The sequence below is a fragment of the Streptomyces candidus genome (assembly GCF_014207445.1).
In the GTDB taxonomy this organism is placed as follows: domain Bacteria; phylum Actinomycetota; class Actinomycetes; order Streptomycetales; family Streptomycetaceae; genus Streptomyces; species Streptomyces candidus.
The window spans coordinates 558,403-570,670 of record NZ_JACHEM010000002.1 but is presented as its reverse complement, the minus strand read 5'-3'; the positions used below and the strand labels follow the sequence as shown (position 1 = coordinate 570,670).

Here is a 12,268-nt window from a genome sequence, read left to right as displayed (position 1 = left end):
TGGTGTGGTGTTGGTGTTTGGTGTGGTGGGCTTCGTGCGTTGTGGGGGGGGGGGGGGGCGGGCCCCCCCCCCCCCCGGGGGGGGGGGGGGGGGCCCCCCCCCCCCGCGCCCGGGCGGGCGTCTCAGTCGCGTCAGTCGCGCGGGAGGAGGGGTCCGAGCGGGCCCAGGTCGATGTTGAGGTCCTCCGGCTTCAGCCCGAACTTCTCGCGCAGGATGCCCATCCGGTCCTCCAGCAGCATCAGCGTCATGCCGATGCGCTCCTCCTGGTCCTCGGTGAGTTCACCGGTCTCCACCCGCCGCAGCGCCTGACGTTCCATGAGCTGGCGCAGCAGCTCGACGACGGTCAGTACCAGTTTGGCCAGGTCGTGCTCGACGGTGTCGGCGTCGAGTTCGACCTGCTTGCGCCTGGCTTCGTCCCCGGTGGTGGCCGGTGCGGCGGCGCTGGAGCCGAGGCTGATGTTCCCGGCGCGGCCGGTGGCCACCGCGGTGTCCAGGTCGGTGGCGCCGAACTCGGCGCTCGTGGTGGTGCCGGGCAGGTCCGTGACGCCGGTGAGGGCTTCGTCGAGGCCGTCGAGGACCTTGTCGAGACCCGTCGGCCGCTTCTCATTCATGGCAACTCCCCTCTGCTCCTCGTCGGTCGAGGCCATGTCAGTTCATGTCCTCGAAGGGAGAGGGCACGTTCTCGCTGACCGAGCTGATGAGCGCGTTGAGGTCGATCCGTACGAGGTCGACGTCGGCGATCCGCAGGGTCAGGTCACCGCTGATCACGACTCCCCCGCCGAGCAGCCGGTCGAGCAGGTCGACGAGGGCGATCTCGCGCTGGGCGAGGGCGTCGATGTCGTGGTCGTCGGTGTAGTGGCTCATGTGGGCTCCTCCTCGCCGATGTCGGTGAAGGAGTACGGGGCCCAGGGGCCGGTCAGCTCGACCTTGACGCTCTCGTCGTCGCCGGGGGTGAGTGCGCGCACCCGCTCGACGAAGGCCTCGCTGGCGGCGCGGGGCACCAGGAAGGCGGCGTTGAGGACGTTCTGGCCGCTGCGGCCGGAGAGCCTGCCGTCCTGCAGCCGGTGCAGCACCGTGTGCTCGGCGGACTGCGACAGTTCCTCCTGGAGCCTGCGGCACACCGCGTCCGCCCGGTTCGCCGCGGTCTCCCGGGTACGCCGGTGCGCGAGCCGCTGCTGGAGGTAGCTGCGTCCGGCGCCGGGGGCGTCCGCGCTCGGTGCCGGGGCCTGCTCGGGGGACGGCGCGGCGGGAGGCGGGGTGTGGGTGTACACCTTCACCCCCCACTCGACCCGTCCGTCGAGCCGGTCGAGGGCGGAGACGAACCTGGCGCGTCCGGATTCCAGGAGCCGCCGGACCCCGCTGTCGTCGCGGCAGATCGTCGCGAGCCGCAGCGGCAGCGGGCTGGTGACGGTGGTCAGTGCGGTGATGACCCGCTGGTGGGTGCGGGCGGTCTCGGCGAGCCAGTCGAGGTCTTCGAGGTGGGCCTTGAGGGGCGCCTCGTCGAAGTCCGCGGCCGGCACCGGGCTGACCACCGCCACCAGGTCCCCGTGGTGCAGCAGCCGCGGCGGCTCGCCGTCCAGCCCGCGCCCGCCCTCTTCGGGGAGGACTCCCTCGAAGGGGCGGGTCACGGCGTACACGTAGCGGAGTTCGTCCTCCGGGAGCCCGGGGTGCCCCGACGGGGCCTGCTGGGACTCCGGGCGGGCCGGGGCCCGGCCGTCCGTCTCCGCGTTCGTGCCGCTCTGCGGGTGGTTCATCTCGTTCGCTGCCGTCATGCCTTTTCTGTGTTCCCGTCCGGAGCGGATTCAAGCTCCCGCTCCGTGCTTCCCGCGGAGTCCGCCTCAAGGTCGGCGATGCGCCGCTTCAGCCGCTCGTTCTCCTCGGTGATCTCGCGCCGCCTGGCTCCCGAGGAGAGCGACGGGTCGTCCTCCCACCAGTCGATGCCCATTTCCTTGGCCTTGTCGACCGAGGCCACGATCAGCCGGAGCTTGATCGTGAGGAGCTCGATGTCCAGCAGGTTGATCTTGATGTCGCCTGCGATCACGACGCCCTTGTCCAGGACCCGTTCCAGGATGTCGGCGAGGTTGGCCCCGCCGCCGGACCCGTACGGGTCCGGCATTCTGCTCGCGGTCGTCATCAGCGGCCCTTGTCTCCGGAGTCCTCGTACTCACGCTGCTTGCGGGAGTCCGCGTCCTCCTCGTCGTCCTCGTCGACCACCTCGGCGTCCTCGTACTCGGCCTCGGGGTCCTCTTCCTCCTCGTCCGCTTCCCCGGCCTCCTCGTCGTACTCGGCCTCCGGCTCGCCTTCTGCGTCGGCTTCCTCGTCCTCGTCGACCGGCTCACCCTCCTCCTCGTACTCGGCCTCCGGGTCCTCTTCCTCCGCGGCCTCGTCCTCTTCCTCGTACTCCGCCTCGGGGTCCTGCTCCTCGTCCTGCTCGTCGTCCTCGTCGTACTCTTCGTGCTCGTCCTCGGGACGGTCGTCGTCGGGCTGCTCGCCCTCCTCCCGACCGTCCTGCTCCTCCTGCTCGGCGCGGGCCTCTTCCTCCTCGGCGATGGCGTCCTCGTGGGTCTTGACGACCTCGCCGTCCTGGATCTCGCCCCGCCAGCCGTCGTCGATCTCACCCTTCATCGAAATGTGACGGGCGTAGTTCTTGAGGTCGAGCCGGGCCCGGCGGCCCTGGGCGCGCCAGATGTTGCCGGTCTTCTCGAACAGCCCCTTGGGGTAGTACTCGATGACGAGCAGCACTCGGGTGAGGTTGTCGCCCAGCGCGTGGAAGGTGACGACGCCCTTGGTGGTGCCCTTCGCGCCCTCGGACGTCCAGGACAGCCGCTGGTCGGGAACCTGCTGGGTGGTGTGTGCCTTCCAGCTGCGGTTGGACCAGAAGACCTTGAGCTTCCAGTCGGAGGTGGTGTCGTCGGCGGTCGTCGCGCTCTTGACGCCCTTGGCGAAGGTGGAGAAGTCCTCGTACCGGGTCCACTGGTCGTAGGCGGTGCGCACCGGCACGCCGACGTCGATGGTCTCCAGGATGACGATCGGCTTGCCTCCGCCGCCGCCCTTCTTCCGCTTGCCCTTGCCGCCGAAGAGGCCGGAGAAGGCGTCCTTGGCCTTGTCCTTCACGTGGCCCGCGCCGAGTTCCACGGCGGTGCGCATGGGGCCCTTGCCCTCGGCCATCTTCCGGCCGCCGTCCAGCGCGAGCTTGGCGAAGCCGGGGCTGTTGCCCTCGGCTATGTCGTTGAGTTTCACGGTGGACTCGCCGAGCTTGCGGCCCGCGCCGGTCAGGATCCGCGTGACCTGAGCGGTGAGGTACGCCTGTGCCTCCTGCTTGAGCCGGTCGGTGATCTCGCTGTCCGGCTTGAGGGCGCCGACGGCGCCCTTGGTGGTGTCCTTGATGTCAGCCACGGCGCTGGCCCCCCTTCGCGGCGGTCTTCTTCGCCGCCGTCTTCTTCGTGGCGCCGGCGGTCTTCGAGGCACCGGCGGTCTTCTTCGCCGTGCCCGAGGCGGTCTTCTTCGCCGCGGAGGAGGCGGTCCTGCTGCCGGTGGAGGAGGCGGTCTTCTTCGCCGTACGGGAGCCGGAGCCCGAACCGGGGCGGCCGCGGGAGCCGGATTCGGCATCCGTGTCGGAGGAGGCGGCCTTCTTGCGGGTCTGCCGCCGGGGCGCCTCGCGCTGCTCCTCCTCCTCTTCCTCCTCGGGCTCTTCGTCCTGGTCCTGGTCCTTCATGCTGGTGATGTCGGGGACGACGCCCGCCGCCTTGTCCTGCACGTTGAGCGTGCGGTCGTGCAGCTTGTCCGCGAGACCGCTCAGCTGGCGGTTGATGATCGCGCCGGTGGCGGCCTTGCCCGCGCCGCGCATGTCCTCGCGCAGCTGGTCGCCCAGTTCCTTGAACTGCGGGTTGTTCTGCAGCTGCGAGGACGCGAGGTCCATCAGCGCCTTCGGGCTCAGCTGCAGCTTCTTACCCGCGACGAAAGTGCCGACGGCGAAGGCGAACTTCAGCTTCTTGGTCCGCCCCAGCAGATAGCCCGCGCCCACGGCGAGCCCCAGTCCGAGCCTGTTGTTCATTTTCCTTCGATCCTCTTCTGCTCCAGCCGGTCGAGAAGCTCGTCCTCGCGGCGGTCGAATTCGGCCTCGTCGATCTCGCCGGCCTCAAGGCTCTCCTCAAGACGGCGGAGCTCGCTCTGGATGGCCGACGGGTCGTAGTACTGCTTCTCCGCCTCCGCGACCACCTGCCGCAGCACCCAATTGGTGCCGCGGACAGGAGCAAGCGGAAGCAGGAGCAGTTCTCCCAGGAGGCCCACGGGGCTACTCCACGAAGCTGTACGGGGGGAGCGGTCCATTGACCTGGAGCACCAGGTGCGGGGCCTCGCGTCGCAGCGCGTCCACCGCTTCGGTGAAGGGCGCGGAGTTGTCACGCTCCACGAGGAAGGACACGTTGGCCAGCCAACCGGTGCTCTCGGGGCCCGGGTTGGTGTCCTCGGCGTGGCCTTCGAGCACCTGGCGCACCAGCTGCCCGTCGTGCTTCTCCTGCGCCTGCACGGCGGCGGCGACGCGCTCGCCGAGGTGGATCTTCTGCTCGTACGTGCCGCCTCCGGCGGCCCTGTTCGCCTCGCTCAGGGCGCGCAGTTCGGCGTTCGAGCCGAGGACGTGGTGCAGCACGGCCTCTTCGTCGTGGGAGGCCTTGATGTTGTACTCGACCTTGCCCTCCAGGGCGTCGAGCCGCTCCAGGTAGTGCTTCTCGCGCTCGGCGAGGACGGTGTGCACGGCCTCGTCGTCCGGCGAGACGCTGCCGAAGCGCATCGGCAGAACCGCGCCGCCCGCGCCGGCCTCGGAGAGGACCGTCTGGTGGGCCAGCAGGTCGCGGCGCTTGGGCCGTAGTCCCTCCGGCGCCTCACTGACGATCGCGGACAGTTCACCGGTCCGCACGAGGTGGACCGGGCGTGGCGGGTCGCCGACGCCGGTCAGCTCCTCGGGGAGCCCGGGGTGTCCCGCCCGGGTGATGCCGTAGACGTACGTGCTCATTCCTGCTCCTCCTTACGGCGGGACGTGGTGCGGCGGGCGCGCGGCTTCGACTCCGACTGGCTCTCGTCGCGGGCCTGCTGGAACGCGCCGGATATGGTCTCGGCGGCCCCCGACAGTGCGCCCTTGGTCTTGCCGGACGCGCCCTTCTCCATCATGTCGCCGGTGATGTCGGTCAGACCGGAGGGCTTCTTGGCGCCGGTCTCCAGGTCGAGGCGGTTGCACGCCTCGGCGAAGCGCAGGTAGGTGTCCACGCTCGCGACCACGACACGGATGTCGATCTTCAGGATTTCGATGCCGACCAGGGACACACGGACGAACGCGTCAATGACGAGTCCGCGGTCCAGGACGAGCTCCAAAACGTCGTAGAGGCCGCTGGTGCCGCCTCCGCCTCCACCTTGCTGTGCCGGAACAACGCTCATACCGACCGGCCCTCCTTAGTTCGGGTACGGATGTACGGACCGGGCCTTCACTTCTTGTCGGCCCGGCCGCGCTCGTAACGGCCGACGCGGCGGTATCCCGTGAGCTCGCCGTCCGGGTCCAGCTGGACCTCGTACGAAGCGAGCAGGCTCATGGTGTCGGGGACGCGCTCGAGTTCGAGCACCTCCACCAGAAGCACCCAGCCGTTCTCCGTCTGTTCGAACGAGGACACGGATTCCGCAGGCATGCCGGTGAGTTCCGAGATCTGCTCGCGGGCTGCGCGCAGAACTTGCATCGGGCCCGGCTTGCGCGCGTTCCCCTTTTCCGGGGAACGCCCTTCGCTCTGCTCTTCGTCGGCCTTGGTTGATGATTTCTTCGGGGTGTTCTCTGATGTATTTGCCATGGCTGCCTCGGGGCTTCGTGTAACCCCGCACGTTCGGCGCAAACCCTTCGTGGGCGCGGCGGTGTTCGATTTGCGGTGGAGGTGTGCGCCCTCGCGCCGAAGGGCCGGCGTGGGGTGGGGTGGCCGCGGGTTTCGTCCAGGGAGGCGGTAGGGTTCGGCCTCTTCGTGGCGCAGGGTCAGACCGTGGCCGGGGGTGGAAGGGGCGACCGCGTCGCGCACCACACGCGGCGAGACCTCACGTCAGGAAGTACCCGGCGTCAGTCATGGGGTGCGCCTTCCGCACGGGGTGCGTGCGGCTTGGGGCGTACGGCGGCGCACCATCCGTGCGCTTCGGTACGCGGTGTACGCGCACATCTCCCGGGTAACCACAACGACGTCCGGAAACACACCGATCACGCCGTTTGGGCGTCCCGGTGAAGGGCACGCGGGACAGGTCCGTGCACCCGCCCCGACTGCACCGGAGTCCATCGTGAACCGTCCGCGCATCGTCGTCGTAGGTGCAGGATTCGCCGGCCCCCAGGCCGCGCGGACCCTTTCCCGGCAGGTACGCGACCGGGCCGAGGTCGTACTGCTCAACCCCACCGACTACTTCCTCTGCCTTCCCCTGCTCCCCCAGGTCGCGGCCGGGATCCTGGAGCCGCGCCGGGCACGCGTCTCACTCACCGGAACGCTGCCGGGTGTACGGCTCGTACCGGGCGAGGCCGAACACACTGACCTCTCCGGCCGACGGGTGCACTGCACCGATCCCGAGGGGCAGACAAGTGAACTGCCCTATGACCGGCTGGTGCTGGCCGCGGGCAGCGTCAACAAGCTGCTGCCGATACCCGGTGCCGCCGAGCACGCGCACGGCTTCCGCGGGCTCGCGGAGGCGCTCTGCCTGCGGGACCACCCGACCCGGCAGATCGAGATGTCCGCCGCGCGGCGACGGACTCCACCGAGGTTGCCGCGCGCCGCACCTTCGTGGTCGCGGGCGCCGGTTACACGGGGGCGAAGTCGCCGCCCAGGGCTCGATGTTCACCGATGCGCTCGCCCTGGGGCCGAGGGGCCGAGGTGCCCGCGACCGCACCCCGCAGCGGCGGCCGCGCCGGCTGCTCCTGGACATCGCGGACCGTGTCCTGCCCGAGCTGGACCAGCGGCTGTCCAGGACGGCGGCCAGGGTCCCGCGCCGACGCGGACTCCCCGTCGTCCAGCAGCACCCCGTCCGCCGTCGCCTCCTGGTCGGTCCGAAGCTGACGAGGGTGCCGGGCCAGCCGTCCAGAGGATCCGGCCGCGGATGCGACCCCAGCGGCCGACCGGTCCTACGGGCTCCGCAGCCGGGCCCAGGGGGTCCGGCGGGACCACTTGTACCGCAGACCGACGACACAGAGGAGCAACATGCCGAAGCAGGGCCTGCCCACCGCCGAACTCATCGACCTCGCACAGCAGTTGCGAGTGGACTCCATCCGCGCCACTGACACGGCCGGGTCAGGTCACGCGACCTCGTCGATGTCCGCCGCCGAACTGGCCGCCGTACTCCTGGCGAACCACCTGCGCTACGACTTCGACCGCCCCGACCACCCCGGCAACGATCACCTGATCCTCTCCAAGGGACATGCCTCGCCGCTCCTGTACTCGCTGTACCGGGCGGCGGGCGCCGTCACGGACGAGGAGCTGCTCACCTTCCGCACCCGCGGCAGTCGTCTCGAAGGGCACCCGACGCCCCGGCTGCCGTGGGTGGACGTGGCGACCGGCTCGCTGGGACAGGGGCTGCCGGTCGGCGTCGGCATCGCGATGTCCGGGAAGCGGCTGGAGCGGATTCCCTACCGGGTGTGGGTGATCAGCGGCGACAGCGAGATGGCCGAGGGGTCGGTGTGGGAGGCGATCGAGCACGCTGCCGCCGAGGGCCTCGACAACCTGACACTGGTCGTCGACGTCAACCGGCTCGGCCAGCGCGGCCCCACCCGGCACGGCCACGACCTCGACGCGTACGCCCGCCGTCTGCAGGCGTTCGGCTGGCACACCGTCGAGATCGACGGGCACGACGTGGACGCGGTGGACCGGGCGTACCGCGAGGCCGCTTCGACCACCGGCCGGCCCACCGCGGTCCTGGCGAAGACTGTCAAGGGCAAGGGCGTCGACGCGGTCGCCGACCAGGAGGGCAAGCACGGCAAGCCGCTGGAGGACGCCACGGAGGCCATCGCGGAGCTGGGCGGCGTACGGGCGGTCCACGTCGACGTGCACAAGCCGTCGGCGGCCCGCACCCTGCACGCGGTGCCCAGCGGGCACCTCACGCTGCCCCGCTTCGAGAAGGGCGGCGAGCAGGTCGCCACCCGCGACGCGTTCGGCAGGGCGCTGGCCGCGCTGGGTGCGGCACGCGGCGACGTGGTGGCGCTGGACGGCGAGGTCGGCGACTCGACCCGTACCGAGTACTTCGGCAAGGAGCACCCCGACCGGTACTTCGAGTACTACATCGCCGAGCAGCTCCTGGTCGCGGCGGGCGTCGGCATGCAGGTGCGCGGCCACGTCCCGTACGTGTCGACCTTCGCGGCCTTCCTGACCCGCGCCCACGACTTCCTGCGGATGGCGGCGGTCAGCCGGGCGGACCTGAACGTGATCGGCTCGCACGCGGGCGTCGCCATCGGCGAGGACGGGCCCTCCCAGATGGGCCTCGAAGACCTGGCGATGATGCGGGCCGTGCACGGCAGCACGGTGCTGTGCCCCAGTGACGCCAACCAGACCGCGAAGCTCGTCGCGGCCATGGCCGACCTGCGCGGGATCCGGTACCTGCGTACCGGCCGGGGCGCCACGGACGTCCTGTACGGCCCCGACGAGGAGTTCCCGATCGGCGGCAGCAAGGTCCTGCGGCGCTCCGACGCGGACCGGCTGACGCTCGTGGCGGCGGGGACGACGGTACCGGAGGCCCTGGCGGCGGCGGACCTGGTGGCGGCCGACGGCATCGATGTGCGGGTGGTCGACCTGTACTCCGTCAAGCCCGTCGACGCACCGACCCTGTGGACGGCGGCCGAGGAGACCGGCTGCCTGGTGACGGTCGAGGACCACCACCCCGAGGGCGGCATCGGCGACGCGGTGGCCGAGGCGTTCGCCGACGGCCGTCCGACGCCGCGCATGGTGCGCCTCTCGGTGTCCAGCATGCCCGGGTCGGCGAGCCCCGAGGAGCAGTTGTACGGCGCGGGCATCGACGCCCGGTCGGTGGCCGCGGCCGTGCGGCTGATGGTGGAGAAGGGCGTGGTGCGGTGATCCGCAGCGCTGCCGGCGCAGGAACGGGGACGTACGGCAGTGCCGGCGCGGCGGATCCGGACGGCACGCTCGTCGTACGTGCCGGTCGGCGCCATGTCACCGTCCGCCGCCCCGGCAAGGTCCTGTTCCCCGACCCCGGCGTCAGCAAGGCCGATCTGGCGGCGTACTACCGGCGGATCGCCATGTTCATGCTGCCGCAACTGCGTGACCGGCCGCTGATGCTGGAGCGCCTGCCGGACGGCCTCAGGGGTCCGCGGTTCATGCAGAAGGACACCCCGGAGAGCTGGCCGCCGTGGGTACGGCGGGCGCCGGTCGACAAGGAGGGCGGGATCGTGCGGCACGTCGTGTGCGACGACAGCGCCACCCTGGTCCTTCTCGCCGACCAGGCGTGCCTGACGGTGCACCGCTGGCTGTCGCGCACCGACCGGCTGCCGTGGCCGGACCGGATGGTCTTCGACCTCGACCCGCCCGGGAACGACTTCCGGGCGGTGCGCGATGCGGCACACCAACTGGGCGAATTGCTCGACCAGTTGCAGCTGCCGTCCGCCGTCATGACCACCGGGTCGAAGGGGCTGCACGTGGTGGTGCCGCTGAACGGCCACACCACCTTCGACCAGTCACGGAGCTTCGCCAAGGACGTCGCGGAAGCGCTGGCGGCCCGGTATCCGTCGCGTCTCACGACAGCGGTGCGCAAGCGGGCCCGCGGCGAACGCCTCTACCTGGACGTGCAGCGGAACGGGTACGCCCAGACGGCGGTCGCACCGTGGTCGCCCCGGGCCCTGGCGGGGGCACCGGTCGCGGTGCCGGTCTCCTGGGACCAGGTGGAGGATCCGGAGGTGGACGCGCGGACGTGGTCCCTGGGCGACGTGGAGGCCGTCATCGAACAGGCCAAGCGCAACCCCTGGGCAGGACTGTTGACCCGGGGCCGCGCCCTGGGGCCCGCCCGCAAGAGGCTGCGGGCGCTGGGGTAGGGCGCCGCGGGCGCGAAGGGCCGACGGACGAGTGGGGTGCGCCGCCTCGCGACCGCCCTGCTCTGTCGGCGTACCGGCCGGTTCCCCTCTACCTCGTGTCCGTACGGCGAGACACATATCTCAACATGCAGAACCCGGACGTACCGTAGACGCACTCACCGCTTAGCGAGTGCGAAGGGGTACCACCATGACCGAGGCGATGCCGGGAACGGCCGGGGAAACGGGTGCGGAGAGCGCCGTCTACACCCACGGCCACCACGAGTCCGTACTGCGCTCCCACACCTGGCGCACCGCGGCCAACTCCGCCGCGTACCTGATCCCCCACCTCCGGCCGGGCGACCGCGTACTGGACGTGGGCTGTGGTCCGGGGACCATCACCGCCGACCTGGCGGAGCTGGTCGGCCCGAAGGGGCGGGTGACCGGCGTCGACGCGGCGGCGGGCGTACTCGTCCAGGCCCGCACCACGGCCGCCGAACGCGATCTTCGCCAGGTCGAGTTCGCCACGGCCGACGTCCACGCCCTCGGCTTCCCCGACGACTCCTTCGACGTGGTCCACGCCCACCAGGTGCTCCAGCACGTCGGTGACCCGGTGGCCGCCCTGCGCGAGATGCGCCGTGTCTGCCGACCGGGCGGTGTCGTCGCGGCCCGGGACAGCGATTACGCGGCGATGACCTGGTTTCCCGAACTCCCGGAGATGCGCAGCTGGTTGGACCTGTACCGGAGGGTGGCCCGATCCAACGGCGGAGAGCCGGACGCCGGACGCCGGTTGCGCTCCTGGGCCAAGCGGGCCGGCTTCACCGACATCACGTCCTCCGCGGGCGTCTGGTGCTACGCGGAGCCGGACGAACTCGCCTGGTGGAGCGGGCTCTGGGCGGACCGCACGGTGTCCTCCTCGTACGCGGCGCTCGCGGTGGAGGGCGGGCACACCACCGCCGACCGTCTCGCGGAGATCGCGGACGGCTGGCGCGAGTGGGGTGCGCACCAGGACGCCTGGTTCATGGTGCCGCACGGCGAGGTCCTCTGCCGCCCCTGACCCGCCCGCCCGGCGCCCCGCGCCCTCGCACCGCACGACGGCTCGCAGGGCGGAACGAACCTCCTCCGCTCCCCCGCCCAACTACCCTTCTCCGTATGGAGATCTTGGGAACCACCCTGCGCGTCTACGTGGACGACACCGCAGCACTGGACACCACGGCCGCCTTCTACGAGCGCATCACGGGATCGCGCGCCCTGCGCTTCGAGCGCGGCGGGGTGTCCGTGGCCGCCGTCGGCTGCTTCCTGGTGATGAGCGGCCCCCGCGAGGAGATCGACCTGTTGCGCAAGGTGGCGGCGACGGTCGCGGTGAAGGACGTGGACGAGGCCCGCCTGACCCTCACCGCAGCCGGTGCGCAGATCGTGGCAGGTCCGGTGGTCACCCCGGCGGGCCGCAACCTGGTCGTCCTGCACCCGGACGGATCGGTCTTCGAGTACGTGGACCGGCGAGGCTCCGAGGGTTCCTGACCCCCGGCCCCGCGCGCGTCCGACGCCGCGGCTCCCCGGCCCGGCGTCCGGCTCCCGGCCGGACCGGGCGGGCGCGTGCCGACGCGGGGAGGTGCTCAGTCACGCGCCTCGTGCTCGGCGCGGGCCTCGCACTCGTCGCGCCGCCCGGGCTCCCGCGAAGGAATCCGGGGCCGGTACTCGGGTGCGGTGAGCGCCCAGCGTTCGTGGTCGCGCCAGGCGCCGGCGAGGAACAGGAAGTCGGGCGAGAAGCCCTCGTACCGGAAGTGGGCCTTACGGACGAGGGCTCGGGACGCCTCGTTGCCGGGCTGGATGTTCGCTTCCAGCCTGTGCAGGCCCAGACGCCCGAAGGCGCGGTCGAGCACCAGGTCCAGTCCCTCGGACAGCAGGCCGCGGCCGACGGCGTGCGCGAACGCGCCGTAGCCGAGGGCGCCGTTCTGGAAGGCTCCCTCGACGATGTTGTTGATGTTGACGAAGCCCGCGATGCGGTCGTCGTCGCGGGTGCAGACGAGGAAACCGACGCGGGTCGGGTCGTCGATCAGCGCGCCCGCGTACCTGCGGAACTTCGCCGGGGTGTCCGGCGGCGCGAGCCACGGCCCGTGCAGTTTTCGGCTCTCGCGGACCCGCGCGGTGAACTCCTCCGCGTCGGTCAGGCGGAACGGCCGGATGGCCACCCGCGGGCCCGGGGCGGAGTGGTGGGGGGCGGGGGAGGCTGGTTCGAACATCCGGCGATGG

Annotated in this window: 15 protein-coding genes and 1 pseudogene; 5 read left to right on the top strand and 11 right to left on the bottom strand. The window is 71.2% G+C overall.

Going from position 1 to position 12,268, the window contains the following annotated elements; translation table 11 throughout:
• Positions 1 to 131: 131 nt before the first annotated feature.
• From HNQ79_RS05545 to HNQ79_RS05500, 10 genes are all read right to left on the bottom strand, one after another.
• The gene (locus HNQ79_RS05545) at positions 132 to 458 is read right to left on the bottom strand and encodes a gas vesicle protein K (RefSeq protein ID WP_185027714.1); all 327 of its coding nucleotides are present in this window, start codon (positions 456 to 458) and stop codon (positions 132 to 134) included.
• Between the two features lie 190 nt (positions 459 to 648).
• A complete protein-coding gene (locus tag HNQ79_RS05540; RefSeq protein WP_221507338.1) occupies positions 649 to 864 on the bottom strand; it encodes a gas vesicle protein in 216 nt (71 codons plus the stop codon).
• Positions 861 to 1,772 (bottom strand): GvpL/GvpF family gas vesicle protein, encoded by a 912-nt coding sequence (locus HNQ79_RS05535; protein WP_229923191.1) that lies wholly within the window; start codon positions 1,770 to 1,772, stop codon positions 861 to 863. The genes HNQ79_RS05540 and HNQ79_RS05535 overlap by 4 nt, the downstream gene beginning before the upstream one ends.
• A complete protein-coding gene (locus tag HNQ79_RS05530; RefSeq protein WP_185027444.1) occupies positions 1,769 to 2,134 on the bottom strand; it encodes a gas vesicle protein in 366 nt (121 codons plus the stop codon). The genes HNQ79_RS05535 and HNQ79_RS05530 overlap by 4 nt, the downstream gene beginning before the upstream one ends.
• Positions 2,134 to 3,396 (bottom strand): SRPBCC family protein, encoded by a 1,263-nt coding sequence (locus tag HNQ79_RS05525; RefSeq protein ID WP_373312455.1) that lies wholly within the window; start codon positions 3,394 to 3,396, stop codon positions 2,134 to 2,136. The genes HNQ79_RS05530 and HNQ79_RS05525 overlap by 1 nt, the downstream gene beginning before the upstream one ends.
• Positions 3,389 to 4,054 carry a DNA primase gene (locus tag HNQ79_RS05520; RefSeq protein ID WP_185027442.1) on the bottom strand — a complete coding sequence of 222 codons (666 nt, stop codon included), beginning with the start codon at positions 4,052 to 4,054 and terminating at the stop codon, positions 3,389 to 3,391. Before HNQ79_RS05520 ends, HNQ79_RS05525 begins: the two co-directional genes overlap by 8 nt.
• Positions 4,051 to 4,290, bottom strand: coding sequence for a gas vesicle protein GvpG (locus HNQ79_RS05515; protein ID WP_185027440.1), 240 nt, complete (start codon positions 4,288 to 4,290; stop codon positions 4,051 to 4,053). The genes HNQ79_RS05520 and HNQ79_RS05515 overlap by 4 nt, the downstream gene beginning before the upstream one ends.
• A 4-nt stretch (positions 4,291 to 4,294) precedes the next feature.
• Positions 4,295 to 5,011 carry a GvpL/GvpF family gas vesicle protein gene (locus HNQ79_RS05510; RefSeq protein ID WP_185027438.1) on the bottom strand — a complete coding sequence of 239 codons (717 nt, stop codon included), beginning with the start codon at positions 5,009 to 5,011 and terminating at the stop codon, positions 4,295 to 4,297.
• Entirely contained in the window at positions 5,008 to 5,430 is a 423-nt protein-coding gene (locus tag HNQ79_RS05505) for a gas vesicle structural protein GvpA (protein WP_185027436.1), read from the bottom strand. The genes HNQ79_RS05510 and HNQ79_RS05505 overlap by 4 nt, the downstream gene beginning before the upstream one ends.
• A gap of 47 nt (positions 5,431 to 5,477) precedes the next feature.
• Positions 5,478 to 5,831: a gas vesicle protein GvpO gene (locus HNQ79_RS05500; RefSeq protein ID WP_185027434.1), complete on the bottom strand. Its 354-nt coding sequence runs from the start codon at positions 5,829 to 5,831 to the stop codon at positions 5,478 to 5,480.
• A 469-nt stretch (positions 5,832 to 6,300) separates the two neighbouring features.
• Here HNQ79_RS05500 and HNQ79_RS05495 point away from each other — a divergent pair.
• From HNQ79_RS05495 to HNQ79_RS05475, 5 genes and pseudogenes are all read left to right on the top strand, one after another.
• Positions 6,301 to 7,066: pseudogene (locus HNQ79_RS05495) on the top strand (NAD(P)/FAD-dependent oxidoreductase); the annotation flags it as partial.
• Positions 7,067 to 7,220: 154 nt separating this feature from the next.
• Complete coding sequence (locus HNQ79_RS05490; RefSeq protein WP_185027706.1) at positions 7,221 to 9,068, top strand: transketolase; 1,848 nt, start codon at positions 7,221 to 7,223, stop codon at positions 9,066 to 9,068.
• Positions 9,068 to 10,039: a non-homologous end-joining DNA ligase gene (gene ligD / locus HNQ79_RS05485; RefSeq protein WP_185027704.1), complete on the top strand. Its 972-nt coding sequence runs from the start codon at positions 9,068 to 9,070 to the stop codon at positions 10,037 to 10,039. The genes HNQ79_RS05490 and ligD overlap by 1 nt, the downstream gene beginning before the upstream one ends.
• 187 nt (positions 10,040 to 10,226) lie before the next feature.
• Complete coding sequence (locus HNQ79_RS05480) at positions 10,227 to 11,072, top strand: methyltransferase domain-containing protein (RefSeq protein WP_229923192.1); 846 nt, start codon at positions 10,227 to 10,229, stop codon at positions 11,070 to 11,072.
• Positions 11,073 to 11,167: 95 nt separating this feature from the next.
• Positions 11,168 to 11,536, top strand: a complete 369-nt coding sequence (locus HNQ79_RS05475) for a VOC family protein (RefSeq protein WP_185027432.1) — start codon at positions 11,168 to 11,170, stop codon at positions 11,534 to 11,536.
• 95 nt (positions 11,537 to 11,631) lie between these two features.
• Here the strand turns inward: HNQ79_RS05475 and HNQ79_RS05470 are convergent, their stop codons facing one another.
• Positions 11,632 to 12,258: a GNAT family N-acetyltransferase gene (locus HNQ79_RS05470; RefSeq protein ID WP_185027430.1), complete on the bottom strand. Its 627-nt coding sequence runs from the start codon at positions 12,256 to 12,258 to the stop codon at positions 11,632 to 11,634.
• Positions 12,259 to 12,268 lie beyond the last annotated feature (10 nt).